The sequence below is a fragment of the Planobispora rosea genome, from assembly GCF_014648175.1.
In the GTDB taxonomy this organism is placed as follows: Bacteria; Actinomycetota; Actinomycetes; order Streptosporangiales; family Streptosporangiaceae; genus Planobispora; species Planobispora rosea.
Genome location: NZ_BMQP01000054.1, coordinates 27,842 through 54,412, shown reverse-complemented (window position 1 = coordinate 54,412; position 26,571 = coordinate 27,842). Strand labels below are relative to the sequence as shown.

The window sequence follows — 26,571 nt, the reverse complement described above, 5'->3', positions numbered from 1 at the left end:
CCGCCTATGAGGCCGCTGTCGCGGCCTGACCACCACACCGAAGGTGTCCGCCAAAGCGGAGCAAGCTCATGAGGCGTTGGCCTCTAAAGGCCCCGGCGGGGAGAGGTGCCGCCTGGATGAGGTGCGCCTGCAACGGCTGATGGAGGAGTTGGAGCGGGGTCCGGCCGCGCACGGCTACACCGAGGATCAGCGCTGGACGCTAGCCCGCGTCGCGGACCTGATTGCCTCGCTGTTTCACCTGCACTACACCCCGCGCGGGGTCTCCTATCTGCTGCACCGCCTGGGCTGGAGTCCTCAGGTCCCCATCCATCGCGCCACCGAACGCGACGAGGAGGTGATCACCTCGTGGGTCGCCGAGCAGTGGCCGGCCATAAAAGGGCAGCGCTCGACCTGGGCGCCTGGCTGTGCTGGGAAGACGAGGCCGGACAGACCGTGAGACCGCCCAAGGCGACCACGTGGGCGCCGCGCGGCCGTACGCCGATTGTGGCCGTGACCGGCAAGGGCTACGGGCGCGTGTGCCTGGCCGGCCTGGTGTGCGCCAAACCCGGCCAGCGCACCCGGTTGATGTACCGGACACTGATCCGGCGTGGGCGTCCCGGCGAGGTCAAGGGCTTCGGTCCGAGGCAGTTGGCCGCCCTGCTGGATGCCGCCCATCAGCAACTCGGCGGGCCGATCGTGCTGGTGTGGGACAACGATCGCCGTCATCTGTCGGCGGCGATGCGCGCGGCGATCACCGCCCGGCCCTGGCTGACGGTCTTCCAGCTGCCCTCATACGCGCCTGAACTGAACCCGGCCGAGGGAGTGTGGTCGGTTCTCAAGCGCGGCCTGGCCAACCTCGCGCCCCGCGACACCGACGAGCTCGCCGCGGTGGTCAAGACGAAGCTCAAGCGGATGCAATACCGCCACGGCCTGCTGGACGGCTTCATCGCTCAGACCGGCTTCGTCCTCGAACCGCCGTAACACCCGCCTTTCAACCTCAGTACCAGGGCGGCTGACGAGTTTTTATGAGAGCTTCCGCTGGCCGGGTTGGTGGAAGAAGACGGCTTCCCTCGCTCTCGATCAGGGAGTTTCGTTCGCTCCGCCCCTGTGGTCCGCCGAAGCCCAGCACGACATCAGCGCCACCGATCGGAGTCCTGTTCACTTGACCGAGCTATTCGATCTGCGCAGTGAGGTCTCCCGGCGGCTCGGCCTTCCTGACCCTGGTCTCGCTTGACCTGCGACATCTTCATTACGGGTGAGGACACGATCGCCCAGGACCGTCCACGGCCGATTTCTGGGAGTGGTCTGGCGGGCCCTCCGGGGTTCCTCAGTCCATGGCCGTCCATGGCTGTTCAGACCTGTTGTTAGCAATCGCGTTAGCAAGATCACGCATCAGGCCGCCGTGAAGCGTGATCTCGGTGCGGCCACGATGTGTCCCCGACGAGGATTGATACCGTCTCAGCCACAAAGGATCAGCGATTCACCTATCAACTCAGGACAGTATCTCCGACCGGAGTACTTCCTCTCGCAAGATTCGATGGATCTCCGTGACATCGGCGTTGTAACTCGTCTGGCGTCGGACTTCCTTGCGTACAGCCTCCACCACCACATCAGATAGAAGCACCTGCGCCAAGGACTTCGGCGAGGTCGCGGCCCGTGCTCTCCAGAGATCGTCGATGAGGCGACGTTTGAATGCTTCCTTTGTGAGATAGAAGAGTGCATCGGTCTTCGCCGCCAAGCTGGCATCACTGAGCAGGTCGACTTCAAGAGCCATGTCGATGATCACAGGCAGCCCCGCAGTCATGTGGTAGACCTGCCAGACTTGCCCATTGGAGAGAATCATCCACTCAACACCCTCATTGACGGCATACATCTGAACCTGCCGCAGATGCTTGGCGTTGAGCTTCTGGCTACAGCGTTTCACCTCTATGAAGGCGACTAGCTGCTTGTCAATACGGATTCCGTAGTCGGCAAACTCACCTTTGACTTGATATTCCGTGGTGAGGTCTTCGTACTTGTCGTATCCGAGCCCTTCGCATAGGAAGTCCGTGATGAGGAGGCGAGTGTCTCCTTCGTTGGCGTCACGGGCCACTAGGTCGACGAGCGGCTTGGAGTAGCGACGCACCGCCGTTCGCACGCGGTCCCGCGCATCAGCCTCCCACTTCGGGAGAGCCTTCGTCCCCGCCTCCCTCTTGTTCTTGACGGGAGACCCTCCGCTCCCCTTGGGAGCCTCCGGCGAGCTGATGGCCTGCCCGTCGCCGACGATCGCCTGTGCTGCCTGCTCAGTCATGTCTTCCCCCATGGTCTTCTAGTAGGGATAAGGCAGGTTAAGCAGCCCCGAAAGATCAACTCATCAGACGCTTTTCAATCGATACAGAAATGACTCTTGATGCAACTAGATGAACGTTACCAATGGGCAAGAAAGTGATGATATCAATCAAAATGCTCTAGCAGGAGCAAACCCTTCACAAGGGAACTCTAAAACTATTAGTTTGTATACATATGAGGACAATCCTGCAAGGGAGCCAAGCCTGACAGCGCTCCTACGGCAACTCCCGCCGTCCAACCCGGCGCGATACCTCCCCATGATGAAGCCCCACCCCCTGCGATTGATCTATCTTGATCATCTATGTCTGTGAAGAGAGGATCTCCATCGCTTGGAGTACGTCTGTGACGACGTGGTCCGCCTCGTGTTCCTGGTCTGGCCACGTTCCCCGGTCGATCCAGACCGTCCGAAGGCCGGCGGCCCGTCCCCGCCGATGTCGGCGACCAGGTGATCACGGATCATCCATCCCCCGGCTGCCAGAGTCATCCCACAGCGCTTGGCCGCGATCTCGAACAGAGCGACGTCGGGCTTACGGATCCCTTCGAGCCCCGAGAGCGCGTAGGCGTCGACAGCCTCAGCCAGTCCTGCCCGCTGGATCTTGCCGAGCTGGTTGTCCGCCGTCCCGTTGGTGACGATGGCTACCTTCCGCCCCGCCCGCGCCGGTGTTCGCCCGGAGGCGTATAACCGGGGTCATGACAGCGGATACCTTCACGGATTCGACGACATTCCTCATCTCCAAGGGCGCCGCCGAGATCTCCCACCCCGGTGGAACGCTCCTGCAGCACCTGCAACGCGTCGCAGCCCAGCTCAACGCCTGGGGAGCGGCCGAAGAGGTGCGACTGGCCGGACTGTGCCACGCGACCTACGGCACGGACGGCTTCGACCGGCGGCTTCTCGACCTCGCCGATCGGGCTACGCTGGTCGAGCTGATCGGGCCCCGGGCCGAGGCACTGGTGTACCTCTACGCCTCCTGCGACCGTACGGCGACCTATCCCGCCCTGCGCTTCGCCGATCGCTTCACGGGCCGGCCGGTGGACCCCTCCGATGCCGAGCTCCGGGCATTCGTCCTGATCACAGCCGCGAACGAGATCGACGTCGTACGGCACAACCCGGACATCCGTGCGCGGCACGGGGCAGCGCTGCACGCGTTCTTCACCCGCAACCGGGATCTGCTGCCACCGGTCGCCTGGGAGACCGTCAAGGAGACCTTCGCGGTCCGCATCGCCAGCCTCGACCACCTGGTCCTGACCGTGGCCGATATCTCCCGGACGATCGACTTCTACCGGGACGCCCTCGGAATGGAGCCGGTGACCTTCGGTGACGGCCGCCACGCGCTGACCTTCGGCTCCAGCAAGATCAACCTGCACGCGGCCGGGCACGCGATCCGGCCGCACGCCCTCCGTCCGGTGCCCGGCAGCGCCGACCTCTGCCTGATCACCAGCTCTTCCCTGGACCAGGTGGCCGCTCACCTGGCTGCGGCGGGCGTCCCCGTCGAGGAGGGGCCGGTCCCCAGAACCGGCGCGCTCGGCCCGATCACCAGCCTGTACATCCGGGATCCGGACCACAACCTCATCGAGATCGCCACCTACGACTGATCCGGCACGGCGTCAGGGTCACCCCTCCCCTGGACGTTGGATGTCAAGCGGCGAGGCCGATCCGGTAGCTCCCATCAGGCGGTGGGGAAGGGGCCGACGTGCTCGGTGTAGTCGGAGGCGTCATCGGAAGACGCTGCAGCTGGTGCGGCCGTTGTCGCACACCCCAATCTGCGACAGAGCCGTTAACTCACTGGACAGACCCGAGACCCGGCAGACATGTTCGCCAAGGTGATGGGTGAGTGAGGGGAGCCACCCGGGAGCCACCCTGTTAGCAAGGGGGTTAGCAAAGAGACCGAATGATCGAGAAAGCAGAAAGGCCCTTGACGGCGTAATGCCTGTTCAAGGGCCTTCTTGGTGTGGCGCGGCCGAGAGGACTCGAACCCCTAACCTTCTGATCCGTAGTCAGATGCTCTATCCATTGAGCTACGGCCGCTTGCCTGTCGCGTGCACCTGGGGTGATCGGCGACAGAGAGAACTCTACCAGACCCGACATGGGTGCTTGAGCCAATAACGGCTCCCGTCCGTGCCACCGCGTGCCCCGGAGCACGCCGTCTCCCCGTGCCGGCACTCCGGTTGCCGGTGCCGCCGAGGTAAAGAGGGAGCGGTGTGATGATGGTCCCGGCATGACCGGGGCGGGTGGTTCATACTGTGCTGCGGCGTCGAGGCGGAAGTCATGCCGCGGAGTCGCTGGGGACCTTCTTCGGGAACAGGGTGTGGCTCACCGGCCAGATGGCGGCGATCACCGGGACCCTGCTCAGATCCCTCATGATCTGGATCAGCGCCTCCGTCCTGGACGGGTCGTCGACCAGCCAGATCAGTCCGAACAGCAGGCCGCACGCGATGCCGTACGCAATGAGGATCCTGACCCATACGCCCCACTCGTAGCGGGCTCTGGCCCTGCCGCCCGCGGGGGGTTTCCAGGGTTCGGGGCCTCCGGCGAAGCGGTGGGCGAACTTGGCGTCGGCCCAGCGGATCGTACGGTGGCCGAACACGATGGAGTAGGCGAGATATGCGGCGGCCAGGCCGTGGTGCCAGCCGGCCACGGCTCCGCCCCGCATGTCGATCACCGCGGCGGCCAGGAGGATCAGATCCAGCAGCGGCACAGCGATGAGCAGCACCGTACTGAGACGACGCTTCCCCCACAGGTAGCGGAAGGCCAGACCGAGGACGAGGAGCACCCAGAACGCGATCTCGCAGCCGATGATGATCGCAAGAATCATAGGGAAATCGTCACCGAACACCTGATCGCGAACAACGTTCGTGCTGATGAATCGGCATACATCCTTTTATGTACGGCAAGCGGCACCGGAGCTGGACAAACAGGCCGTCCGGAGGTGGTGAGATGGAGGGCATGGGACGGGCCGCGCGGGTCAGGCACACGGGGTCGTTTGAGACGGCCTTGGACCGGGTGAGACACAACGACCTGCTGTGGGCGGCGGCGTCCCTCACCGTCGGCCTCATCCTGCTCGCCGCGGACGCCTACATCCGCCGGCCGGTACCCTCCTACCTGCTCATCGGCCCACTGCTGATCACGTGCCTGGGGGTCGCGGTACGGCGGAGCCGGCCGGTTCTCGCCCTGGGCCTCGGGGTCGTGGCGTTCCTCGGCGACTTCGCGCTGGGCCCGTCCCTGGGCACGATCCTGATCGTCACCGACAACCTCTACGCGGCCGTCAGATACGGCCCGCGTCCGCTGGGCCGGTGGATGCTCAGCATCACCTCGGTCATCGCCGTGGTCGGCGGCGCGGTGGCCGGGTTCATCTTCAGTGATCTGGCGGCTTTCGCCATCGCGCTGGTCCAGGCGGGTCTCGTCGGCGTCACCCCCGTCCTCACCGCGCTGTTCATGCGGCAGCTGGAGGACCAGGCGGTGGCCGAGCGGGCCCGGGCCGAGCAGGTGGCGCGCCTGGCGGAACTGGACCGGAAGACGGCGGTTCAGGCCGAGCGGGCCCGGATGGCCCGGGAACTGCACGACATGATCGCCAACCATTTCAGCGCGATCGCCATCCAGTCCACGGCCGTGTTGTCACGCAAGGACCTGGACGCGGCGGCCGTACGGCGGGTGCTGGAGTCCGTCCGGGAGAACAGCGTCCAGGGGATGGCGGAGATGCGTTCGATGATCGGGCTGCTCCGGCAGGACGGCGAGGAGGTCGAGGCGGTCCGGTTGCGGCTGGCCGAGGCGGACGGGCTGGCGGAGCGGGCGCGCGAGGCGGGCCTGGAGGTACGGTTCCGCGTGGACGGCGCGGCCAGGGAACTGCCCGCGCCGGTGGACCTCGCCGGGTACCGGATCCTCCAGGAGGCGCTGACGAACGCGCTCAAGCACGGCGGCAAGGAAGCGGACATCGTGGTCGGCTACCGGCCGGACGAGGTGGTGCTGACCGTGGACAACCCCGTCGACGGGGTACGGTCCGGTCTTCCCGGCGCCGGCGCCGGGATCGTCGGGATGCGGGAGCGGGCCGCGCTCGTCGGCGGGCTCGCCGAGAGCGGGCCGCACGACACGGGCTGGCGGGTGCACGCCGTACTCCCCACCGCTGAGAGATCGTGAGAGTTCAGGAGAGTTCGTGAGCATCCGTGTTCTGGTGGCCGACGACCACGCCGCGGTCCGGGCCGGGATCGTCCTCATTCTGGGCGGTCACGACGACATCGAGGTCGTCGGCGAGGCGGCGGACGGCGAGCAGGCCGTCGCCATGGCCGTGCGCGAGCGGCCCGACGTGGTGTTGATGGACATCCGGATGCCGAAACTGGACGGGATCTCGGCGACCCGTGAGCTGAGCGGGATCGCCGACGTGCTGATCCTGACCACTTTCGACATCGACGAGTACGTGTTCGGGGCGCTGCGCGCGGGGGCGGCCGGGTTCCTGCTCAAGAACACCGACGCCGACGCGCTGGTGGAGGCCGTCCGGGTGGTGGCCCGGGGCGACGGCCTCATCTCGCCCTCGGTCACCCGGCGGTTGATCTCGGCCTTCGGCTCGGCCGTACCGCAGCGGCACCCGCAGGAGGTCGGGAACCTGACCCCGCGCGAGCGCGAGGTGCTGGAGTGCATCGGCCGCGGCCTGTCGAACGCGCAGATCGCCCGCGAGCTGGACATGGCGGAGGCGACCACGAAGACCCACGTCAGCCGGTTGCTGAACAAGCTGGGCCTGCGCAGCCGCGTCCAGGCCGCCATCCTCGCCCAGGAGCTCTCCACCGGGACGGGGGACGGTGATCACCCCGCGCTCCGGTAAGTGATCGCCCAACCCGATAGATGATCGTCCTGCGCCCGGTAGATGATCGCCCTGCGCTCCGTAGGCGACCACCGCGCCCGATAGGCGACCGCCCCGCGTCCCGCCCGAGAGGACAGGACGCGGGACGCCGGCCGTCAGGTGGCGGGGACGTACAGGGAGAGCGTCTCCGCCACGCACGCGGGCTTGTCCCTGCCCTCGACCTCGACGGTCATCCGCAGCTTCGACAGGTATCCCGAGGGCGTGCCCTTGAGGTCCACGAGCTCGGCCCGGACCCGGATCCGCGCGCCGACCGGGACCGGTGTGGGGAAGCGGACCTTGTCGAGCCCGTAGTTGATGCCCATGGCCAGGCCGTCCACCCGGATCAGCTCCATCATGAACGAGGGCAGCAGCGACAGGCTCAGGTAGCCGTGGGCGATGGTCCCGCCGAACGGGCCCTTGGCCGCGGCCTCGGCGTCGACGTGGATCCACTGGTGGTCGCCGGTGGCGTCGGCGAACAGGTTGACCTGCTCCTGGGTCACGGTCCGCCACTCGGTGGGGCCGAACTGCTCGCCGACGGCGGCCTTGAGCTCCTGGACGTTCGCGAAGATCCTCATATCCGGAACTTTATTCCGCTCAGGGGATCGCGAGAAGGTTCACGACGGTGAGTTCTTTCCCGCCGCCCTCCTGGGTCGTCTCGCAGTATCTGGTCTTCCCGGTGGGGGTGGGGACTCCCGAAGGCCGGCGGAGATCCTCGGCGTCGACCGTCTTGCACCTCTCCACGGTCTTCTCACCCTGGTCCCAGTAGACGATCGAGCTGGGTGAGGAGGAGTTGCCGTAACCGTAGCTCCCGCCCTTCGGGTCGCGCCTCCCGGCCCCGGCCAGCGTCCCGGTGGCCGGGTCGTACAGCGCGATCAGGGGAACGGAGTGATCCTCGATCTCCTCGCCCCGCTTGTCCCTGCCCACCACGGTGGAGACGTGGAACAGCCCGAGGTTCCGCGCGAGGATGTCCTGCTGACCCTGGACGTGCAGGCCGGGCAGGACTCTGCGCTGCGAGCCGTCCGGCCGCTCCGCGATGACCTGGTTGCTCTCACTGCTTCCCGATCCGAAGCACCATTCCGGGCCGCAGCGGAACGTCTCCAGCCCGTCCGGGGCCTTCACCTCGACGACCTGCATCGTCTCCAGGTTGACCAGCTTCGTCTGCTTCTTCTGGAAGTCACGCTCGCCGACGTCGGCGGCCCACGGCCACGACACCAGGTGCAGCCCGTCCGTGCCCCCGATCCGCTCCGCAGTCCCGCCGCCCAGCGGCATGCGGTAGACCCCGCCCCCGCTCACCGACCAGACGACCGAGTCGGCGGTGACCCCGACCGCGTCCACCTCAGCCTGCTCCCCGGTGACCTCGCCGACCTGCCGCGCCGTGCCGCCCGACCGGGGGGCGACCCAGAAGTCGGCCCACCTGTCGCCGTTGTTCGGAGTCGTGCCGTACCACACGATGTGCGCGGCTCCCGCGTCGATGCTCTGCACGAAGTACTCTTCGACCCCCTCGGGACCGGGCATCTCGGTCAACACGGTACGGCTCCCGCTCGCGGTGTCGTAGGTCTCCAGCCGTCCCACCTTCTCGAAGGACGACTCGGCGGCCAGCAGCACCTCCGTGGCGCTCAGCGCGGTGATCGGCTGGTATCTCCAGCCGTCCGCCGCCTTCGCCGGGATCGTCGACACCGCCGCGGGCCAGACCTCGGCCGCCGGACGGATGTCGGCTCCCGGAGCCCTTCCCGCAGACGGCGACGGTGTGGGCTTCCGCGTGGACGACGCCGACCTCTCGGGTGTCGCCGTCGCCGTCGCGGCGGCGTCGGCGAGGATCGGGCCTTCCCCGCCCCTGTGGGAGAAGACCCCCCTCGCCACCGCCGTACCACCGCCGGCCACCACGATCACCGCGGCGACCGCCAGGACCGACTGCACCCGCCTGCGCGTACGCCGCACGCGACGCCGCTCGACCGCGCCGAGCAGGTTCCCCACCGGCTCGGGTGCGGCGTCCGCCGCGCTCATGAACGCGCGGACGAGATCCGCCTCGCTCCTGCCGTACATCGGTTCCGTCCCGTCCCGAGAGCCGTTCATCGGTTCCGCCCCGTCTCCGTCTCCAGACCGGTTCATCGCACCCGCCCCGTCTCCAGCTCCGCCACCCGCACCCTGAGCTTGTCCAGAGCCCGCGCGGCCTGGCTGCGCACCGTCCCGCGCGAGATGCCGAGCAGCTCGGCGATCTCCTGGTCCGGCAGCCCTTCGTAGTAGCGCAGCACCAGGACCGCCCGCTGTTTCGGCGGCAGTCCCTTCAGCTCCTGCCACAGCTCCGCGTCGCCGTCGAACCCGTCCTCGACGTAGGGCTTCTCGGGTACCTGCGCGACCAGCCGTTCCCGGCGCAACCGCCGCCAGGCGCTGATGTGCAGGCGCGCCATGGTCGTGCGGACGTACCCTTCGGGGTCGTCTCGCCGGCGTATCCGGGGCCACGCGTCGCCCAGGCGCAACAGCGCCTCCTGCACCAGGTCGGCCGCGTCCTCGGCGTTGCCGGTGAGGACATAGCCATACCGGTACAGCGCGCTCGCCCGTGCGGCGACGAACTCTGCGAACTCCACGGAACCAGGGACGTTCTCGGGTCGCGTTCTGTTGCATGAGATTCGGGTACGGCTTGCGAACGGACATCCCACGTTATTCATCACTTCATTCACGACTCCTACCGTTCGCGCCATGAAACTCCGCACCGCCACCGCAATCGGCGCAGCCGTACTCGCCCTCGGCCTGGCCGCTCCGGCCGCGGCCGACCCCGGCCACGCCCCCACTCCCAGCCCGGACGCGACGCCGACGCCGGTGAACGCTCAGGGACACGACAGAGGCGGCAGGCACGGAGGCTTCGGCCGGGCGACGCTGACCGGTTTCGCCGCCCTGCCCGCGCAGACGTTCGTGCCGGGCAGCGAGCCCTCGGGCTCCCAGCTGGGCACGGCCCCGGTCAACGGGCTGACCCCGCCGTTCACCGGGCAGCCGGTCCAGGGCTTCAGCGGCATCGTGCGGCGTCACGACGGCACCTTCGACGTGCTGTCCGACAACGGCTACGGCGCGAAGAACAACAGCGCCGACTTCCTGCTGCGCCTGCACCGGATCAGGCCCGACTTCCGCACGGGCACGATCGCGGTGCTGGGCGGGTTCAACCTCAGCGACCCGGACGGCCACGTGACCTGGCCGCTGACCCGGGCCGACCGTACGCTCACCGGCGCCGACTTCGACGTGGAGTCGATCGTACGGGCCGCGGACGGCACCTACTGGATCGGGGACGAGTTCGGCCCGTTCCTGCTGCACTTCTCCTCCTCCGGCACGCTGCTGGAGGCCCCGGTCCCGCTGCCCGGCGTCATGGCCCCGGAGAACCCCCACCTCGACGGCGGCCGGCCCAACCTCGGCCGGAGCAAGGGCTTCGAGGGCATGGCCCGCTCGGTCGACGGGCGCACGCTCTACCCGCTGCTGGAGGGCACCGTGGAGGGCGACCCGGCGGGCGCCCTGCGGATGATGGAGTTCGACCTGCGCAAGCGGGCCTACACCGGCAAGCGCTGGACCTACCAGCTGGACGACCCCGGCCACGCGATCGGCGACATGATCGCGGTGGACCGGCACCGGTTCCTGGTCATCGAGCGGGACAACCTCCAGGGTGACGCCGCGAAGGTCAAGAAGGTCTACCTCGCGGACACCCGCGGCGCGACCCTGCGCAAGACCCTCGTCGCCGACCTGCTCGACCTGGCCAACCCGCGCGGCCTCGGCGGCTTCGGGGAGACCTTCCGCTTCCCCTTCCAGACGATCGAGGACGTCGTGATCCTCAACGACCGGACCCTGGGAATCCTCGACGACAACAACTTCCCGTTCTCCTCGGGTCGTACGGCCGGAAAGCCCGACGACAACGAATTCATCACAGTGCGGTTGTCGCGCACGCTCCAGGCCGATCCGCGCGTCTACCGGTAAGCGCGCCCACCGCTGACGGGCCCGTCCGTCCCCGCCGGATTTCTCTCCGGTGGGGACCGGATTTCTCCCCGGCGGGGATACGTCGGAAAATGGTGGAGTCCGAGGGCGGTTGTACCACGAACGAGACCGTCCTGATGCCAGGAGCACATATCCTCAAGGAACGCTCCAGAGACTGACAAAGGGAACGGTTACGTCCATGTGGCCTCCATCATCTCCTCAGGAACCTCAGGGCCAGCAGCCCCCGGGTGGGCACGGGCAGCAGCCTTCCCACGGTTCCTGGCAGCAACAACCGAACTACCCGTCGGGCCAGCAGCAACCGCCGTACGGCCAGCAGCTGCCCCCGTACGGCCAGCAGCAGCAGCAGCCATATGGCCAGCAGCAGCCCTACGACCCGACCCGGCAGTTCCCCCAGGGACAGCAGGGTCCCGGCGGCCCCTGGCAGCCTCCGGCCGGTCCGCCCAAGAGCAAGCCCGTCTGGCCGTGGATCGTCGGTGTGGCCGTCGCGGTCGTCGTCGCCCTGGTGGTCGTCATCGTCCTGATTCCCGACGATGATCCGAAGACCCCCACCGCGACGAACTCGACCCCGGCGGCCACGAGCGCCGAGCCCACGTCCCCGGCGACCGAGGAGCCGACGACGGCGCCCCCGACCGCCCCGGCCGGCCAGACCGTCACCGCGACCGACGGCAAGAGCCAGATCACGGTCCCCGAGGACTGGGCCACGCTCAAGCTCCACAACGACGCCCAGGTCCAGGTCGGCAACGCCGGCAAGGAGCAGTACCTGATGGTGATCACGGAGCCTCAGGCCAGCTTCGATCTCGACCTCACCGGCTACGGCCAGGTGGTCATCGAGCAGATGAAGAAGAACCTGACCAACCCCAGCGCCGGGTCTCCCCAGCAGCTGACCATCAACAACGCTCCCGCCATCCAGTACGAGCTGCACGGCACGGCGCAGGGCGTGCCGATCGCCTACTGGGTCACCCTCGTGGAGGGCGAGAACGACTTCCACCAGGTCCTGGCCTGGACTCTGGAGGACCGCGGAACCGAGCACGGACCGCTGCTGCGTGAGGTCACCACGACCTTCCAGGACAAGGGCTGACCGCTCAGTCCCGCCCGGACCCGCAAGGGACCGGACAGTGACAGACAGTGGCAGACGGCGACGGACACACGGAACGCCGGATCGGGAACCTCCCCGGTCCGGCGTTCCGCGTATGGTCCCGTACGGAACGACGCTCCACGGCGCAGAACCTTAACAACAGCACCATAAGCCTTATAAATCCGGATTCTGCAGCACGCAGATGATCCGTCGGCAAAAATGGATCATGTCGTATACCGGTTCGGGTCGATCGCGTACGGCCCGCGGCCGTAGGCGGTGACCGGATTTCCGAAGGGCGCACCAGTGGACGGTTTCGGCGATGCCATCGAGAAGCACCGGCAGGAGCTGCACGTGCACTGCTACCGGATGCTCGGCTCGCTCGACGAGGCCGAGGACATGGTCCAGGAGACGTTCCTGCGGGCCTGGCGCAGGCAGGACACACTGCAGAGCGAGGCGGGGCTGCGGGCCTGGCTCTACCGGATCGCCACGAACGCCTGCCTCGACTTCCTCAGGGCGAACCCCCGGCGGCCGGAGCCCCGGGAGGCGCCCGTCGTGGCGGACTCATGGCTGGACTGGCCGGTCAGGACGGCGGTGCCGTGGCTGCAGCCGTACCCCGACGACCTGCTCGACACCGTCATCGAGCGGGAGACGATCGAGCTGGCGTTCCTGGCCGCGGTCCAGCACCTGCCGCCCCGGCAGCGCGCCGTGCTGATCCTCCGCGACGTCCTCGGCTGGTCGGCCCAGGAGACCGCCGAAGCCCTGGAGATCAGCGTGGCGGCGGTCAAGAGCGCGCTGCAGCGGGCCCGGCCGGTTCTGCGGGAGCATCTGCCCGGACAGCGGCTGACGTCGGCGACGGCCGAGGAGATGGCCGTCGTCCAGCGGTACATCGACGCCCTGGAGAAGGCGGACCCGTCCCTGCTCCCCGGACTGCTGCGGGAGGACGTCTACCAGACCATGCCGCCCGCGCCGATGTGGATCCTCGGCCGCGAGGCGTTCCTGGCGGCCTGGACGCCCGCCATGGTCGGCGAGGGGTCGTGGGGCGACTGGCGGCTGGTGGCCACGCGGGCGAACCGGCAGCCCGCGGTCGCCGCCTATCTCCGCAGGCCCGTCGACTCGCTGTACCGGCCGTACTGGATCGCCGTCCTCCGGATCGAGGACGGACTGATCGCCCAGATCACCACGTACGGCCGGGACCTGTTCCCCGCGTTCGGCCTCCCCGATTCCTTTTCCGCCGCCCGTTCGTCTTAGGAACAGGTATCGAGAAAGGGAATCCACCATGGCCGATCTTCAGAAGAACGTGCAGGCCGCGATCGACGAGCTGGTCGAGTCCGGAGCCGAGCGCGGGGTGCAGGTCGCGGTCTACCGCCGCGGCGAGCTCCTGGTCGACGCGGTGGCGGGCGTCGCGGACCCGGCGACCGGCCGCCCCTTCACCTCCGACACGCCGGTCTACGTCACCTCCACCGGCAAGGGGGTGATCGCGGCCGTCGTGCACGTGCTCGCCGAACGAGGGGTGCTCGACTACGACGCGCCGATCTCCTCCTACTGGCCCGAGTTCGGCGCCCGCGGCAAGGACAGGGCGACCGTACGGCACGCGCTCACGCACACGGTCGGCGTCCCCGGGGTGCCCGTCGACACCACGCCCGAGGACTTGGCCGACTGGGACCGGATGTGCGCGGCCGTCGCCGCCGCCGAGCCCTGGTGGGAGCCGGGCACCGCGATGGGGTACCACCCGCAGACCTTCATCTTCATCCTCGGCGAGACCGTGCGCCGGGCGACCGGGAAGAGCGTCTCCCAGGTGCTCCACGAGGAGGTGGCCGGGCCGCTCGGCCTCTCCGGCGAGCTGTTCTTCGCCGTGCCGCCCGCCGAGCTACCGAGGCTGGCCGTGATCGAGGACGCACAGCCCCCGATGGAGATGCCCGCGGAGATGCTCGCCCAGATCCCGTTCTTCAGGGTCGTCCACGGCTGCACGGCCGCGCCGCTGAAGGCGATGCCCGACGCCGCCTACAGCAACCGGCCCGACATCCTGACCTCCGACTCGGGCGCGACCATGACCGCGCGGGCGCTGGCCCGCGTGTACGACGCGCTGATGAACGGGTTGATCTCGGCCGGACGGCTGCGCGAGGTCACCTCGGCCGCCGTGTCCGGGATGGACGAGGTCAACGGAACGCCCGCGACCTGGGGACTGGGATACACCCTCGGCTTCCCCCAGGCGCTGGGCAGCCCCACCGTTTTCGGAATGGCCGGCAGCGGGGGGACGGCGGCGTTCGCGGACACCGCCACGGGTATCGCGGTCGGAGTGACCAAGAACCGTGCTTCCCTCGGGGACTTCAGCACGGTCGAGCGGGTGGCCCGGATCGTGGCAGACGCCTGACACGGCCGCCGGGGCTCCGGGGGTGCCGAGGGTGCCGGGGGTGCCGAGGCGGTGTCAGCCGAAGGGTGTAGTCCGGCCTCCTCAACCGGCAGGAGGCCGGGCAATCCACGTCTGACTAGGCTTTTCGAAGATCCGGCGCCACCTCCCCTCAGTCGAAAGGCTCGGTCATGGCCTCTGCCCGCAAGACGCTCTTCACCGGTTCGATCACCTTTGTGGCGGGACTGGCGCTGTGGCTGTTCGGACTCGACGAAGAGATCTTCATCTTCACGCCGTCCAAGATCGGAGTGATCCTGATGGTCGTCGGAGGGCTGGAGTTCATGTACGGGATCTACAAGAGCGTGCGCGGCGACGACGAGGCGTACTGATACGCCGGAGTGCGGAGTCGCGCGGATCCCGTCACATCCGCCGGGTCCGGTCCGTCACCCCTCTGGCGGCAGGAAGCGAGAGGAGTGACCGATGAGCGGGGACGACCTTCTGGCCGAGCGGTTCGAGACGCACCGGCCCCGCCTGCGGGCGGTGGCCTACCGGATGCTCGGTTCCCTGAGCGAGGCCGACGACGCCGTTCAGGAGGCGTGGCTGCGGCTCAGCCGCTCCGACGCCGGGGCCGTGGAGAACCTGGCCGGCTGGCTGACCACGGTCGTCGGGCGGGTCTGCCTGGACATGCTCCGTTCACGCGCCTCGCGACGTGAGGCTCCCCTGGACGAGCCCCCGGGCACGCACCTGCCCGACCCGATCGTGAGCCGCGACTCCGGGGCCGACCCCGAGCACGAGGTGCTGGTGGCGGACGCGGTCGGTATCGCGCTGCTCGTGGTTCTCGAAACGCTGACCCCCGCCGAACGGCTGGCGTTCGTGCTGCACGACATGTTCGCCCTGCCCTTCGAGGAGATCGCCCCGATCGTGGGACGCACTCCCTCCGCGACCCGGCAGCTGGCCAGCCGGGCACGCCGGAGGGTGCAGGGATCGGCCCCCGTCCCCGATCCCGACCTGACGCGCCAGCGGGAGGTCGTCGCCGCCTTCCTCGCCGCCGCGCGCGACGGTGACTTCGACGCGCTGGTCGCCGTCCTCGACTCCGAGGTCGCCCTGCGGGCCGACCACGGCGCCGCGCCCGAGGGCGGGCTGAGGAAGATCCGCGGCGCGGCGGCCGTGGCCCGGCAGGCGCTCGCCTTCCAGCGACTCGGCCGCTTCGCCCGGCCGGCGCTGGTGAACGGGGCCGCCGGGCTCGTCACCGTCGCCGGCGGGCAGCCGATCGCGGTCATGGGCTTCACGATCAGTGACGGGCGCATCGTCGCCATCGACATCCTCGCCGACCCCGACCGCCTCCGCCATCTCGACCTGACCGTCCTCGACGGCTGACCCTCGGAGCCCCTTGGAGGTCACCGGCATATCCGCAGCACCGGCGAGCCGGTGTCCCCGGAGCCTTCAAGGGGCCGCCCGGTGTCCCGGGGCCTTCAGGCCGCGTAGTTGCGCAGGACCCTGAGGGCGACGGCCCCGTGGGGACCCTCAGCCGTCAGGCCGGTGTCCTGCGGTGCCAGCCTGCGCGCGCCGACGCGGCAGAACTCGGCCGCGGACCCGCTGATCACCGAGGGGGCGTCCGGATCTCCGAACCGCCACAGGTCCCCGTCGGAGCCGGTGAGCTCGCACCGCACCGGACCGCCCTCCTCACCGGCCACCGTGAAGGCGTAGGGCAAGGTGCGCTGCGCCAGCCGGGCGATGTGCCACAGCCGCGCGGTGTCCGGGTAGTCGATGCCGAGCGGGACGGTGATGTCGAGGGCGTGGGCCCAGTGCTCGGCGAGCCGGGTCGTGGCGAGCGTGCGCGGGGACAGCGGGACGGCGATCCACGGCAGCCGGTCACCGGGCGCGCAGCCCGCCAGGGCCCCGGGTGTCGCCGCGGTGGCCTTCCGCCAGCGGGCGAACACCTGGTCGGGCGGCGTGTCACGCTCGGCGGCGACCCACCTGTCCACGAGATCGTCCACCGTGCCACCGTCCTGCCGGACGAAGATGTCGCGCTCCCCGGCATCACGCTTTCCGGCAGCACGTCCCCCGGAATCACGCGCCCCGCTGCCGTGCTCTCCGCTGCCGTGCTCTCCGGTGCCGCGTCCCCCGGCGACGGACGCCAGGGCGGACTCCTCGGTCTGGGCCAGGTGCAGGACCACGTCGGAGACGCTCCATCCGGCGGCGGCGGACGGCCGTGCCCACATCTCCGGGGTCAGGGCCGCCAGTACGGCATCGAGCTGCCGGTACTCAGCCGCGAGATCATCGAGGATGTCCGTTCCCTGAGGCATACCCCGACTGTATCGAACATTATTCTGTTCTGCCGGACGAAGCCGGTTCACCGGTTCATGAGCGCCGCTCACACCGCCGTTCGACCTGCCGCCGCTCACGCCGTCCCTCGACCTGTTCCGGCACCCCGGCTCCGGAGGGGCACGAATCGTACGGCGGTGCCGGTTCCAGCGCGTTCCGACTACATTGATCATGACGTCCCCACTCCGAGAGGAACCTCCCGACGCCATGGCCTCCATCCGCCACGAGATCGTGATCGACGCCTCCCCCGATCACATCTGGGACGTGCTCCGCGATGTGGGCGCCGTGCACGAGCGTCTGCTGCCCGGCCGCGTCACCGCCACCCGGATCGAGGGCGACCAGCGGTTCCTGACCTTTCCCGACGGACACGTGATCCGTGAGCTGATCGTCGCGATCGACGACGACGCCCGCCGCCTGGCCTACTCCGTCGTCGAGGGCTCCCGGCCGCCGCTCACGCACCACCACGCCTCGTTCGAGGTTCTCGCCCGGGGCGACGGGACGGGACGGCTGATCTGGACCACCGACGTCCTGCCGCACGCGCTCGCCGCCGAGATCCGGATCCGCGTCGAACGCGGTGCGGCGGAGATGAAGCAGACGATCGAGGCCGCGGCCGGCGGGCGGGCCGCCGGCTGACATCCCGGCACGCGTGACCGAGGCTAGCTCGCCGGTCCGCAGAACACCTTGACCGCGATCTCCATGACCTCCGCGGTGGACGGGTTGCGGGTCGAGGGGTTGATCGAGAGGGTCAGCGACTTGCCGGAGTCCGAGCGGAACGCGAACGTCAGGTATCCGATCAGCTCTCCGCTGTGCCCCCATACCGTGCCGCACGGCAGCGGGTAGGCCTGCAGCCCCAGCCCGTAGCCGAACCCGGCGCCCGTTTCCACCGTCGTCCGCATCGCCTGCAGGGACGCCCTGCTGATCAGCCTGCCGCCGAGCAGCGCCGACATGAACCGCTCCAGATCCGCGGCAGTCGAGATCATCTCCCCGGCTGCCCAGTCGAGCGAAGGATTCATCCGCGTCGCGTCCACCAGGTCGGGCAGCGGCTCGTACCCCTTGGCGTGCGGTGACGGCAGCCCCGACCGGTCACCCGGCACCACCGTGTGGCGCAACCCCAGCGGGCGCAGGATGCGGCGCGTCACCTCCTCGCCGTACGGGTTGCCGGTCAGCTTCTCCACCAGCAGCCCGAGCACCACGTAGTTGGTGTTGGAGTAGTGCCACTTCCCGTCGTCGGGGAGTTTCCCGGCGAAGGCCACCTTGAGCAGTTCGTGCGGCCGGTAGGAGCGGAATCGGGCGTCGCCGCGCCAGCGGTTGGTCGAGTATCCGGGCTCGCTCATGTAGTCGTACAGGTGGCTGGTGTGGTTGAGGAGCCGGCGGACCGTGATCTGCTCACCGCCCGGCACCAGGCCGGGCAGGTGCGCCTCGACGGGGTCGTCGAGCCGGACCTTGCCCTCGTCCACGAGCTGGAGCACCACGGTCGCGACGAAGGTCTTGGTGACACTTCCGATCCGGAAGTGTCCGTCGGGCGACGGTCGTCCTCCGCGTTCGATGTCGCGCACGCCCACCGCGCCCGACCACGTGCGGCCGCCGTCGGAGACCCGTGCCAGGGCCGCCGTGGCTCCGTCGCCCGCCACGATCTCCTCCAGCTCGGGCCGTACGTCCACCGCCTGGCCGCCCGCCGCGACAACAGCCGCTACCAGCACGTTCATCATCGTCTGCATCATGTGATCAACGTTATGGAGATCGGCTTCGCGGCGGAATGCGGTGCCCCGCCCGCTCCTCCTGCGGAAAACCCCAGCGATTCAGGAGCCGAGGTAGCGCAGCACCGCCAGGACCCGGCGGCTGTACCCGGTGGTGTGCGACAGCGCGAGCTTGTCGAACAGCGCGTTGACGTGCTTCTCCACCGCGCTCTGCGACACGTGCAGGGTTTGGGCGATCGAGGCGTTGGTCAGGCCCTGGGCCATGAGCTCCAGCACCTCACGCTCGCGGGCGGTGAGCCGGGCCAGCGGGTCGGCGTGGCTGGTGCGCGCGAGCAACTGGCGCACCACCTCCGGGTCGAAGGCCGTCCCGCCCGCGCCCACCCGGTCCAGCGCGTCCAGGAAGTCGCCGACCTGGGCCACGCGGTCCTTGAGCAGGTAGCCGACGCCGTCGATGCTGCCGCTCATCAGCTCGGTGGCGTACTTCTTCTCGACGTACTGCGACAACACCAGCACCTTGACCTCCGGCCAGCACCGCCGGATCTCCAGGGCGGCGCGCAGGCCCTCGTCGGTGTGGGTGGGCGGCATCCGCACGTCGACCACCACGGCTTCGGGCCGCTCGCCGGCCACCGCCTCCAGCAGCGCGTCGGCGTCGCCCACCGCGGCCAGAACGTCGTGACCCTCCTCTTTCAGCAGGCGCACCAGGCCCTCACGCAGCAGGGCTGAATCCTCGGCCAGCATCACACGCACGGTAGCTCCGCTTCGATCACTGTCGGCCCGCCGGGCGGGCTGGTCATGGTGAACCGGCCGTCCAGCGCGGCCACCCGCCGCGCCAGTCCGGTCAGCCCGCCGCCGGTGGCGTCGGCTCCGCCCACGCCGTCGTCCCGCACTCGCACAATGATCATGGTGCCCTCCTGGCGCACCTCTATGGTGACCAGGGTGGCCCGGGAGTGCTTGGCGGCATTCGTCACGGCCTCGCTGGCCACGAAGTAGGCGGCGGTCTCCACCGCCGCCGGGGGGCGCTCCGGCAGCTCGCAGGTCACCTCGACCGCGACCGCGGCCCGCTCGGCCACCCCGGACAGCGCCTCCGTCAGCCCGTGCGCGTCCAGTCCCGACGGGTAGACCCGCCAGGCCACCTCGCGCAGTTCCACCAGTGCTTGCCGGGCCTGCTCGTGGAGTTGTTCCAGCAGCTCGGGGCGGCCCCGGCGGGCGCGTCCCGCGAGCATGGACAGCGCCACCAGCCGTTGCTGCACCCCGTCGTGGAGGTCACGCTCGATGCGCCGCCGTTCGGTGTCGACCGCCGCGACCACCCCGGCGCGGCTCTCGGTCAGTTCGGCGATCCGCCGCCGGAGCGCCTCGGTCGGGTCGGGAGCGAGCAGCCGTACGGCCAGGCGCCGGTCCAGCTCGTCCACCCCCACCAGCCCGGACACGTCCAGGAACAGCAGGACGCAGCCCGCCAGGAAGGCGTAGGCCAGCAGCGCCGGGGTGGGCAGCATGCCGTCCACCGCCTCTCCCCGGCCCCATGACCACGCCAGCCTGGCCGCCGTACCGATGCCGACCATCAGCAGCAGCACGATCAGGCCGCCCAGGAGTCCCACGGGGACCCGGGCGGCCAGGTAGCGCAGCACGCCCTCCTCGTCACGGTCCGGGAGGTCCAGGCGCAGCCGCCGGAGCTCCAGCCCGGTCAGCCGTGCGGCCGCCGAGCGTACGGCGGGACGGCCGGCGAACGGTGCCGCCACCAGGACGAAGAGCAACCCCACAAGGGCGGTGACCGCACCAGCGGTCACCGCCCCGACAAGTCTCAGCCCGCTAATCGCCCAGCGCATGCCGTCCCTTGCGCCACTCACCCAGCCGAACTCCCGCGAAGACCAGCACGGCCAGCGCCACCACGGCGACGACCGCGTTGGTGCCCACGCCCACGTAGCCCTCCACCAGTGACCAGTTCTCCCCCAGCATCCAGCCGGCCAGCACGAAGAGGGTGTTCCAGAGCAGGCTCCCGGCCGTGGTCAGCAACGTGAAGACACCCAGCGGCATGCGCTCCACTCCGGCGGGAACGGAGATCAGGCTGCGAAAGATCGGGATCATCCGGCCGAAGAACACCGTCTTGCGCCCGTGCTTGAGGAACCACGCCTCGGTCTTGGCGACGTCGGAGACTTTCAGCAGCGGGATCCGGGCAGCCAGGGCCAGCGTTCGCTCGCGACCGAGCAACGCGCCCACCCAGTACAGCGCCAGTGCCCCGATCACCGAACCGGCCGTGGTCCACAGCAGGACGGCGAGCAGGTTCATCTCCCCCCGGGAGGCGGTGAAGCCCGCCAGCGGCAGGATCACCTCGCTGGGGAGGGGCGGGAAGAGGTTCTCCAGCGCGATCGCGATCCCGGCTCCGGGCGCGCCGAGGGTCTCCATCAGGTCGATAAGCCATTCCGTCATGCGTCTGAGACTAAGGATGATCAGGATATGGCCACCATGAGGCGCATGGCCGTTCGGAGATGTGGAAAACCGCAGTGGAAAACCACGGGCGCCGGGCTCACTCCCGGCGGTGCCGGGGCCGTCCTTCCGCCACGTGGAGCCGTTCGCGCAGGGTCCTGACGCCCGCGCCGAGGACCGGCGGAACGGTGACCAGAAGCCCTGCGGCCTCCCACGGGCTGCTCGCCGCGGCTTCGACGGTCATCCAGACGAGGAACGGGGTGAGCAGGGACCACGTCCGGACGTTCGACGAGATGACCCAGCGAGCCACCCGGCGAAGCACCTGAGCCGTGAGGTGTGCGGGTTCGGACAGTGGCCATCGCAGGATCACCGCCAGTCTGGGCATGCCCATGAGCAGCTGAACGGTGAAGCGCCGCCGGGCACGCCCGTCGGGCAACCCGTGGAGGTGGTCCAGCCACTCTTCCAGCCAGCGGGCCCGGTCTCCGGGCGGCAGGAGGAGAGCGCCGACGGCGATCGTCCGGAAGGACGTCCGGATTCCGGCCTGATCCGGCGGCGGTGCCGGCCTCGCGGCCGCGAGCCGCTGGAGTTCTTCTCCGACCTGTTCCAGGCCCAGCCGTACGGCCAGAGGAACCAGGACGTCGAGTGTCTCCTGCGACGTGGCCCTCTGCTTCTCCGGGGGCAGGAACCGCATCGTCCGGTGGTTGTGGAGGCGGTCGACCAGTTTGAGCACCAGTACGCGGTCGTCGGCCGAGCTCTCCCAGTCGTCCGTACGGAGATCGGAGCCATCGAGAGTCCGCAGCCCCGCGAGAAGCCCGGTGATCCTTTCGCCGAACTCGCTGACCAGCTCCGATTCCGGGCAACCGGTGTCATCGAGAACGTCGTGCAGCAGAGCCGCGCACAGCATCTCGTGGTCCATGCCGAGCTCGGCCAGGATCACGGCGACCGCCACCGGATGGGTGATGTACGGATCACCGCTGCGGCGCCGCCGCCCCCGGTGCCAGTAGGCCGCCACGGTGTAGGCGCGTTCGACGAGCTGTCGCTGGTGAGCCGTCAGGGAGGGCGGCAGGACGCGGAGGAGCGGGTCGAGGTGGTGGGTGATCCCCGCGCTCTCCGTCATGACGCGCCTCCTGCCGGTCTCGGACGGCGGAGCCGGCCCGGCACGGGCCGCCGGCGGGAGGCGTAGGTCCGGGCGATCGCGTCGCGGCTGCTCTCGACGCCGTCGGGAGTGATCGTGTAGTAGCGACGCCGGGGACGGCCGGCGTCCACGTGCGCGTCGGGCTCCTCCCAGCGGGTGTCGAGCCAGCCGATCTGCTCCAGCCGGGCGAGGATGGGGTAGACCGTGCCGCTGGGCAGGCCGGTCTCCTCGCACAGCTCCAGGCCGTAGCGCTGCCGTACGGGATCGGCGAGGAACACCTGCAGGACCGCCTGAACCTGCATGGTCATCCGCGGGCTCATCGACATAGGTAGAACTCTACATAGGGGAACAAGTCGCAGAGTGTCTCCCGGAAGGGACGGTTCCCTTGCCTCCGAGGCCGGAGGAGCCGGAGGAGCCGAAGGGGCGGCGGTCCACGATGATCGGACACGTGGTCCGATGCATGACGATCCGATGCATGACGGTCGGAGACCCGGCCGAGATCATCGTCAGTAGAGTTCGCCCATGGATCTTTCACCCATGGGTGTGAAGTACGCCATCGGACTGCCCACGGTCGGTGATTTCGGTGACGTCAGGGGCCTGGTCGACCTCGCGGTCAGCGCTGAGCGGCACGGATGGGACGGCGTGCACCTGTGGGACCACGTGCTCTACCACGAGCCCGGCTGGCCGGTGACCAGCTCCACCGTCGCCGCGGCGGCCATCGCGGCCGCCACCGGCCGGATCAGGATCATCCTCACCGTGGTGCTCCCCCGTCGGCAGGTGCAGGAGGTGGCTCAGGACACCGCGGCCATCGACGCGCTCTCCGGACGGCGCCTGACCGTGCTCACCACCATCGGATCCATGGACCGTGAGTACACCGAGTTCGGGCTCGACCCCGATATGCGCGCCCGGGGCCGGGCCCTGGACGAACGGCTCGACCGCCTGACGGAGCTGTGGGCACGGTGGGGCGTGCCGCGCGTCCCCGTCTGGTGCGGGGGCCGCTGGCCGCATCGGGCCGGGCTGCGCCGCGCCGCGCGCTTCGACGGCGCGATGCCGACCTTCGACCAGCAGCGCACACGCAACGTCGCCGTCGACGAGTTCGCCGAGGCCACGTCGTTCGTGCGGACGCTCACCGCCGGGCAGCCTGACATCGCCCGGGGAAACGGGCAGCCCGACATCGCCCTGGAGGGAGCCACCGAAGCGGCGTCGGCGGCAGCGCAGATCGCCCCCTACGCGGCTGCCGGAATGACCTGGTGGATCGAGGCACTCGGCTGGTGGCGGGGCGACCGTACCGCCGCCGCCTCCCGAATCCTCCAGGGACCACCCGCCGTCACCCGCTGACACCGGTCCCGAGGTCTACCGGGCGTGAGCCGTACCGCCGTGTTCCGAGCGGTCCCGTGGGGCGGACTCGTACATCCCGCGGGTGATCTGCTCCGCGAGGCGGAACACGTCCACCGGAACCTACGGTCTCCTGAGAACACTACGGCGACGCAGCAAGAGTCCGCTGACGGCGGCGAGGGTGAGAAGGAAGCCGGCCGACATGAGCACCCGCCCGTCGGGACCGGCCGCACCGCCGCCTCCGGTCGCGGCTCCTCCCAGCGGGGTCCTCATCGTTCCGCCATCCTGCTCCGCTCGGGCTTCCGTCACCGCCGTCGCGGCGGGTTCGACCGGCTGAGCCGTCACGGTCGCGGTGACGGTCCGGGTCGGCCGGGCACCTGCGGTCGCCGTGGCGGTCTGGGTCGGCGTCACCGGGACGGGAACGGTCGGCTGCCCGTCCGCGGGAGCGACGGTGAGGGAGTAGGTCGTCAGGGCGTCGACGTTCCGTACTTCGCACTCGATCGACGGTTCGTTGGGCCGGACGCCGATGTTGAGGGCGGCCGGCCGTACCGTCGCGGTACCCGCGTTGGAGGAAGTGGTCTTCAGGGGGACTGCGGTCTGCGGCAGGGGAACGGCCTCGCCCGCGTCGGGCGTGGTGAGCTCACTCACTCCGGTGGCGGAGGTCAGCCGGGGGAGGTCGCTGATCGCCGCGTACGCGTAGAGCTTGCTGCCGGCGGCCAGGCCCGTGCTTGGCGCCTTCAGGCCGGTGGCGTTGACGTAGGTTCCGCGCCAGCCGATGGACATCTGCTCGCCCGCCACAGCGTCGGTCGGCATCGTCAACTCGATCCTGACCTTGATGGCCTGCGTCTCGCCTGTGCCGACCGCCGTGCACAGATAGTCGACGATGTCGGTGACGACGACGGTATCCTGCCGCGCATCAGAGGCGGTGGCATGCGCCGCTTGGCAGAACAGGGCCGATCCGCCGGCCAGGATGACGGCTGAGAAAATCGATCGGATGCGCACGGCGGCTCCTGCTGTGGCAGATGGTGCACAGGAGAGACGGGGCACGAAGACGTTCGGTTGACAGGAGGTGGCCCTTTCGTCCGAGAAGTTGGCTTTGATCTCACCGGCGGCGGCCCTACCCGGCTTGAGATGCCGCCAGCGCTCCTCGTCGGAGGCACCACACCATAAGTTGATCAACATGGCCGGTGAGCAGGCGATTCGGTTCAGGTTGCGATCGCGGGGGAGCTCCGCCTTCTTGATCAACAGGTTCGTTCCTCGGCGACGCTCATCGGCAAGTCGCTGGATCCCCAGTTCATGGAGATCGGGGCTTCCGGCGCCGACGGCCCGCCAGAAGGGCCGGACGCCACGAAAGTGACGCCCGGCATCCGACTCCCCGGTCAGCGGTAGTCGTTCTCCTTCAGCTCGATGACCCAGGCGCGACGCTCGGCGATTTTGCCGTCGCGCATGACGAACACCTCCGCCATGGACATGCGCATCTCGCCGCCCGCGACCCGCTTCACCGTCCCGGTGAGTTCCGCCATGACGACATCACCCTGCTCAACCATGCGCACGACCTCCAGACGGGGAGGGTTGACGAAATCGGGCGGGCCGTCGATGGCCTTGTCATAGGCGTCTTTGCCGGTCAGGTGGAAGGCCCCGAAGACGGTCCACTGAATGTCGTCGGTCAGGCAGGACAGGATCTGCTCGTGGTCGTTCTTGCGGAACCCGTCCAGATATCTGTTGACGGTCTCGATGTTCCGTGACATGTCCGCTCCTTCGAATCGAGTGCTCTCCATGAGGCACCGCCGTACGAACCGACGGTTCCCCGCAGGAAAGTCGGAGCGGCCATGTCATTCTCGACGTCCCCTGACAACGACTCTGAACACCCTCCTCGACCGGGACGGCCCGGCCGAGCTGATCCGCCGTGTCCGTGAAGCCGAGCGCTCCGACACTCCGACCCGTACGGCGAACGCCGGTGGTGTGCCCCGCCTTCCGTGGAGTCGGGGCACACCAGGGAGAAGTGACACATGGTGTAGGTGATCCACCCGGACACGTCGGCCTTTCTTCGACCGTGTCGCTGTGAGGCAGCACAGGGAGAACGTGGCCTCATGCCGCGCACTCCGCCCGCCTGCCACCGACAGGCTGTGGCGGTGGTAAGCACACCTTCGGCGGTTATCCCGGAGCTGGAGTGCCCCCGCCGCAGGCGAAGGGTCTTGACCGAGGTCACTCAGAGGACCACCGTGAGTTCGAATGATCGCGACCGAGGAGGGGCGTCTGTGTTCGGCTTGGGCTGGTTTGAAGTGTTGTTTTTTGTCGTCCTGGTGGTGGTCGTCGTGACTGCGGTGTGGGTAGTGCTGGTTCGGCGCCGATAGCTGGGGCGGCGGTGCGGCCTCAGTACGGCGGATCTGTTGGGTGCGGCGGGGCCGGCGGTCGGCGGGTGGGCCCGGGTGCGGCCCCGACCGTGACCGGCCCCAGTGGATGCCCCAGTACCTCGACGTGGCCGGCACCCGGCGGAACGGTGCCCGCTGGTCGGTCGCCCCGGCGCTCGGCATCCGGCAGGGTGAGGTGCTCGGGCTCCGCTGACAGCAGGCCGGAGACCGCTGGGAGGAATATGACCTCGTCTTCGCCACCCGCTACGGCGGCCCAGTCGAGTGAACCGAGGACCGGAAGACCTGGAAGGTGATCCTCAAACAGGCCGGGGTGAGGGATGTCCGGGTGCACGATGCCCGGCACACCGCCGCGACGCTGCTCATCGAGCAGGGCGTGAACATCTGGGGTGGTTCAGGAGGTGCTCGGCCACACGCGGGTCACCACGATCGAGCGCTATGCGCATGTGTCCACACCGCTTATGCGGGATGCCGGTGAGCGGCTGGCCTCGGCACTCTGGGGGAAACCGTGAGCCGTTGCAACGAGGGCTGCAACTATGAGGCTCTCGGAGATCGAAAAAGGCCCCCTCCCGGATCTGGGAGAGGGCCTTCCGTCTGCGGAGGCTCGGGGATTTGAACCCCGGATGGGCGGTAAACCCAAACCGCATTAGCAGTGCGGCGCCATAGACCTGACTAGGCGAAGCCTCCTGGTAGCCATGTGGCTCAGCACAGAGTACCGGCCATCGGGCGAGGCGGCAAAGTGATTGCCGGGCGCGTCGC

At 69.0% G+C, this 26,571-nt stretch carries 27 protein-coding genes, 2 tRNA genes and 1 pseudogene; 14 read left to right on the top strand and 16 right to left on the bottom strand.

The window, feature by feature from the left end; all coding sequences use genetic code 11:
• Positions 1-121 precede the first annotated feature (121 nt).
• The 3 genes and pseudogenes from IEZ08_RS35070 to IEZ08_RS40720 form a co-directional block, all read left to right on the top strand.
• Positions 122-436, top strand: a complete 315-nt coding sequence (locus IEZ08_RS35070; protein ID WP_229803865.1) for a helix-turn-helix domain-containing protein — start codon at positions 122-124, stop codon at positions 434-436.
• Complete coding sequence (locus tag IEZ08_RS35065) at positions 433-960, top strand: transposase (protein ID WP_229803864.1); 528 nt, start codon at positions 433-435, stop codon at positions 958-960. Before IEZ08_RS35070 ends, IEZ08_RS35065 begins: the two co-directional genes overlap by 4 nt.
• A gap of 28 nt (positions 961-988) precedes the next feature.
• Positions 989-1,213 (top strand): annotated as a pseudogene (locus tag IEZ08_RS40720) (DUF2625 family protein); the annotation flags it as partial.
• Between the two features lie 258 nt (positions 1,214-1,471).
• Here IEZ08_RS40720 and IEZ08_RS35055 read toward each other — a convergent pair.
• Entirely contained in the window at positions 1,472-2,269 is a 798-nt protein-coding gene (locus IEZ08_RS35055; RefSeq protein ID WP_189243889.1) for a type I restriction enzyme HsdR N-terminal domain-containing protein, read from the bottom strand.
• A gap of 728 nt (positions 2,270-2,997) precedes the next feature.
• Between IEZ08_RS35055 and IEZ08_RS35050 the strand changes: the two genes are divergently transcribed.
• Positions 2,998-3,900 (top strand): VOC family protein, encoded by a 903-nt coding sequence (locus IEZ08_RS35050; RefSeq protein ID WP_189243888.1) that lies wholly within the window; start codon positions 2,998-3,000, stop codon positions 3,898-3,900.
• Between the two features lie 357 nt (positions 3,901-4,257).
• Here IEZ08_RS35050 and IEZ08_RS35045 read toward each other — a convergent pair.
• Both IEZ08_RS35045 and IEZ08_RS35040 read right to left on the bottom strand, forming a co-directional pair.
• Positions 4,258-4,333, bottom strand: a tRNA-Arg gene (locus IEZ08_RS35045).
• A 238-nt stretch (positions 4,334-4,571) separates the two neighbouring features.
• Positions 4,572-5,120 carry a hypothetical protein gene (locus tag IEZ08_RS35040; RefSeq protein ID WP_189243887.1) on the bottom strand — a complete coding sequence of 183 codons (549 nt, stop codon included), beginning with the start codon at positions 5,118-5,120 and terminating at the stop codon, positions 4,572-4,574.
• Between the two features lie 188 nt (positions 5,121-5,308).
• Between IEZ08_RS35040 and IEZ08_RS35035 the strand changes: the two genes are divergently transcribed.
• Positions 5,309-6,439: a sensor histidine kinase gene (locus IEZ08_RS35035; protein WP_229803862.1), complete on the top strand. Its 1,131-nt coding sequence runs from the start codon at positions 5,309-5,311 to the stop codon at positions 6,437-6,439.
• Positions 6,440-6,455: 16 nt separating this feature from the next.
• On the top strand, positions 6,456-7,118 hold the full coding sequence (locus tag IEZ08_RS35030) for a response regulator (RefSeq protein ID WP_068920569.1): 663 nt from the start codon (positions 6,456-6,458) through the stop codon (positions 7,116-7,118).
• A gap of 134 nt (positions 7,119-7,252) precedes the next feature.
• On the opposite strand, the gene IEZ08_RS35025 is transcribed toward IEZ08_RS35030, so the two are convergent.
• The 3 genes from IEZ08_RS35025 to IEZ08_RS35015 are packed head-to-tail and all read right to left on the bottom strand — an operon-like array spanning position 7,253 to position 9,721.
• Complete coding sequence (locus tag IEZ08_RS35025; RefSeq protein ID WP_068920568.1) at positions 7,253-7,711, bottom strand: MaoC family dehydratase; 459 nt, start codon at positions 7,709-7,711, stop codon at positions 7,253-7,255.
• A gap of 19 nt (positions 7,712-7,730) precedes the next feature.
• Entirely contained in the window at positions 7,731-9,209 is a 1,479-nt protein-coding gene (locus IEZ08_RS35020; RefSeq protein WP_189243886.1) for a hypothetical protein, read from the bottom strand.
• Between the two features lie 32 nt (positions 9,210-9,241).
• Positions 9,242-9,721: a SigE family RNA polymerase sigma factor gene (locus IEZ08_RS35015; RefSeq protein WP_229803860.1), complete on the bottom strand. Its 480-nt coding sequence runs from the start codon at positions 9,719-9,721 to the stop codon at positions 9,242-9,244.
• Between the two features lie 112 nt (positions 9,722-9,833).
• Here IEZ08_RS35015 and IEZ08_RS35010 point away from each other — a divergent pair, with 112 nt between their 5' ends.
• The 6 genes from IEZ08_RS35010 (at position 9,834) to sigJ (ending at position 15,907) form a co-directional block, all read left to right on the top strand.
• A complete protein-coding gene (locus IEZ08_RS35010) occupies positions 9,834-11,090 on the top strand; it encodes an esterase-like activity of phytase family protein (protein WP_084779456.1) in 1,257 nt (418 codons plus the stop codon).
• Between the two features lie 196 nt (positions 11,091-11,286).
• On the top strand, positions 11,287-12,186 hold the full coding sequence (locus tag IEZ08_RS35005; RefSeq protein WP_176728342.1) for a hypothetical protein: 900 nt from the start codon (positions 11,287-11,289) through the stop codon (positions 12,184-12,186).
• 300 nt (positions 12,187-12,486) lie between these two features.
• Positions 12,487-13,431 carry an RNA polymerase subunit sigma-70 gene (locus tag IEZ08_RS35000; RefSeq protein WP_068920565.1) on the top strand — a complete coding sequence of 315 codons (945 nt, stop codon included), beginning with the start codon at positions 12,487-12,489 and terminating at the stop codon, positions 13,429-13,431.
• A gap of 28 nt (positions 13,432-13,459) precedes the next feature.
• A complete protein-coding gene (locus tag IEZ08_RS34995) occupies positions 13,460-14,554 on the top strand; it encodes a serine hydrolase domain-containing protein (protein ID WP_189243885.1) in 1,095 nt (364 codons plus the stop codon).
• Between the two features lie 167 nt (positions 14,555-14,721).
• Entirely contained in the window at positions 14,722-14,919 is a 198-nt protein-coding gene (locus tag IEZ08_RS34990; RefSeq protein ID WP_068920563.1) for a DUF5708 family protein, read from the top strand.
• A 91-nt stretch (positions 14,920-15,010) separates the two neighbouring features.
• A complete protein-coding gene (gene sigJ, locus IEZ08_RS34985; RefSeq protein ID WP_068920562.1) occupies positions 15,011-15,907 on the top strand; it encodes an RNA polymerase sigma factor SigJ in 897 nt (298 codons plus the stop codon).
• A gap of 95 nt (positions 15,908-16,002) precedes the next feature.
• Here sigJ and IEZ08_RS34980 read toward each other — a convergent pair whose 3' ends face one another.
• Positions 16,003-16,836 (bottom strand): DinB family protein, encoded by an 834-nt coding sequence (locus tag IEZ08_RS34980; protein WP_189243884.1) that lies wholly within the window; start codon positions 16,834-16,836, stop codon positions 16,003-16,005.
• Between the two features lie 190 nt (positions 16,837-17,026).
• Here IEZ08_RS34980 and IEZ08_RS34975 point away from each other — a divergent pair, with 190 nt between their 5' ends.
• Positions 17,027-17,488: an SRPBCC family protein gene (locus IEZ08_RS34975; protein WP_229803859.1), complete on the top strand. Its 462-nt coding sequence runs from the start codon at positions 17,027-17,029 to the stop codon at positions 17,486-17,488.
• A gap of 23 nt (positions 17,489-17,511) precedes the next feature.
• Here IEZ08_RS34975 and IEZ08_RS34970 read toward each other — a convergent pair whose 3' ends face one another.
• The 6 genes from IEZ08_RS34970 to IEZ08_RS34945 form a co-directional block, all read right to left on the bottom strand.
• Complete coding sequence (locus IEZ08_RS34970) at positions 17,512-18,576, bottom strand: serine hydrolase domain-containing protein (RefSeq protein WP_189243883.1); 1,065 nt, start codon at positions 18,574-18,576, stop codon at positions 17,512-17,514.
• A 78-nt stretch (positions 18,577-18,654) separates the two neighbouring features.
• Positions 18,655-19,299 (bottom strand): response regulator, encoded by a 645-nt coding sequence (locus IEZ08_RS34965; RefSeq protein WP_068920559.1) that lies wholly within the window; start codon positions 19,297-19,299, stop codon positions 18,655-18,657.
• Positions 19,290-20,336 (bottom strand): sensor histidine kinase, encoded by a 1,047-nt coding sequence (locus tag IEZ08_RS34960; RefSeq protein ID WP_229803857.1) that lies wholly within the window; start codon positions 20,334-20,336, stop codon positions 19,290-19,292. The genes IEZ08_RS34965 and IEZ08_RS34960 overlap by 10 nt, the downstream gene beginning before the upstream one ends.
• Positions 20,337-20,358: 22 nt before the next feature.
• Entirely contained in the window at positions 20,359-20,976 is a 618-nt protein-coding gene (locus tag IEZ08_RS34955; protein WP_068920557.1) for a DedA family protein, read from the bottom strand.
• Positions 20,977-21,073: 97 nt separating this feature from the next.
• A complete protein-coding gene (locus IEZ08_RS34950) occupies positions 21,074-22,090 on the bottom strand; it encodes an HD domain-containing protein (RefSeq protein WP_068920556.1) in 1,017 nt (338 codons plus the stop codon).
• Complete coding sequence (locus IEZ08_RS34945) at positions 22,087-22,416, bottom strand: PadR family transcriptional regulator (RefSeq protein ID WP_068920555.1); 330 nt, start codon at positions 22,414-22,416, stop codon at positions 22,087-22,089. The genes IEZ08_RS34950 and IEZ08_RS34945 overlap by 4 nt, the downstream gene beginning before the upstream one ends.
• Positions 22,417-22,630: 214 nt before the next feature.
• Between IEZ08_RS34945 and IEZ08_RS34940 the strand changes: the two genes are divergently transcribed.
• Positions 22,631-23,446, top strand: a complete 816-nt coding sequence (locus tag IEZ08_RS34940) for an LLM class flavin-dependent oxidoreductase (RefSeq protein WP_189243882.1) — start codon at positions 22,631-22,633, stop codon at positions 23,444-23,446.
• Positions 23,447-23,566: 120 nt separating this feature from the next.
• Here IEZ08_RS34940 and IEZ08_RS34935 read toward each other — a convergent pair whose 3' ends face one another.
• The 3 genes from IEZ08_RS34935 to IEZ08_RS34925 form a co-directional block, all read right to left on the bottom strand.
• On the bottom strand, positions 23,567-24,445 hold the full coding sequence (locus IEZ08_RS34935) for a hypothetical protein (protein WP_068920553.1): 879 nt from the start codon (positions 24,443-24,445) through the stop codon (positions 23,567-23,569).
• A 377-nt stretch (positions 24,446-24,822) separates the two neighbouring features.
• Complete coding sequence (locus tag IEZ08_RS34930; RefSeq protein ID WP_229803855.1) at positions 24,823-25,191, bottom strand: nuclear transport factor 2 family protein; 369 nt, start codon at positions 25,189-25,191, stop codon at positions 24,823-24,825.
• Positions 25,192-26,409: 1,218 nt separating this feature from the next.
• Positions 26,410-26,499: transfer RNA gene (locus IEZ08_RS34925), tRNA-Ser, on the bottom strand.
• Positions 26,500-26,571 lie beyond the last annotated feature (72 nt).

Coding starts and splice junctions, on each gene's coding strand:
- IEZ08_RS35055 (WP_189243889.1), bottom strand. CDS start 2,269: ATGACTGAGCAGGCAGCACAGGCGATCGTCGGCGACGGGCAGGCCATC.
- IEZ08_RS35050 (WP_189243888.1), top strand. CDS start 2,998: ATGACAGCGGATACCTTCACGGATTCGACGACATTCCTCATCTCCAAG.
- IEZ08_RS35040 (WP_189243887.1), bottom strand. CDS start 5,120: ATGATTCTTGCGATCATCATCGGCTGCGAGATCGCGTTCTGGGTGCTC.
- IEZ08_RS35025 (WP_068920568.1), bottom strand. CDS start 7,711: ATGAGGATCTTCGCGAACGTCCAGGAGCTCAAGGCCGCCGTCGGCGAG.
- IEZ08_RS35020 (WP_189243886.1), bottom strand. CDS start 9,209: ATGAACGGCTCTCGGGACGGGACGGAACCGATGTACGGCAGGAGCGAG.
- IEZ08_RS35010 (WP_084779456.1), top strand. CDS start 9,834: ATGAAACTCCGCACCGCCACCGCAATCGGCGCAGCCGTACTCGCCCTC.
- IEZ08_RS35005 (WP_176728342.1), top strand. CDS start 11,287: ATGTGGCCTCCATCATCTCCTCAGGAACCTCAGGGCCAGCAGCCCCCG.
- IEZ08_RS34995 (WP_189243885.1), top strand. CDS start 13,460: ATGGCCGATCTTCAGAAGAACGTGCAGGCCGCGATCGACGAGCTGGTC.
- IEZ08_RS34990 (WP_068920563.1), top strand. CDS start 14,722: ATGGCCTCTGCCCGCAAGACGCTCTTCACCGGTTCGATCACCTTTGTG.
- sigJ (WP_068920562.1), top strand. CDS start 15,011: ATGAGCGGGGACGACCTTCTGGCCGAGCGGTTCGAGACGCACCGGCCC.
- IEZ08_RS34980 (WP_189243884.1), bottom strand. CDS start 16,836: ATGCCTCAGGGAACGGACATCCTCGATGATCTCGCGGCTGAGTACCGG.
- IEZ08_RS34975 (WP_229803859.1), top strand. CDS start 17,027: ATGACGTCCCCACTCCGAGAGGAACCTCCCGACGCCATGGCCTCCATC.
- IEZ08_RS34970 (WP_189243883.1), bottom strand. CDS start 18,576: ATGATGCAGACGATGATGAACGTGCTGGTAGCGGCTGTTGTCGCGGCG.
- IEZ08_RS34955 (WP_068920557.1), bottom strand. CDS start 20,976: ATGACGGAATGGCTTATCGACCTGATGGAGACCCTCGGCGCGCCCGGA.
- IEZ08_RS34950 (WP_068920556.1), bottom strand. CDS start 22,090: ATGACGGAGAGCGCGGGGATCACCCACCACCTCGACCCGCTCCTCCGC.
- IEZ08_RS34945 (WP_068920555.1), bottom strand. CDS start 22,416: ATGACCATGCAGGTTCAGGCGGTCCTGCAGGTGTTCCTCGCCGATCCC.
- IEZ08_RS34940 (WP_189243882.1), top strand. CDS start 22,631: ATGGATCTTTCACCCATGGGTGTGAAGTACGCCATCGGACTGCCCACG.
- IEZ08_RS34930 (WP_229803855.1), bottom strand. CDS start 25,191: ATGTCACGGAACATCGAGACCGTCAACAGATATCTGGACGGGTTCCGC.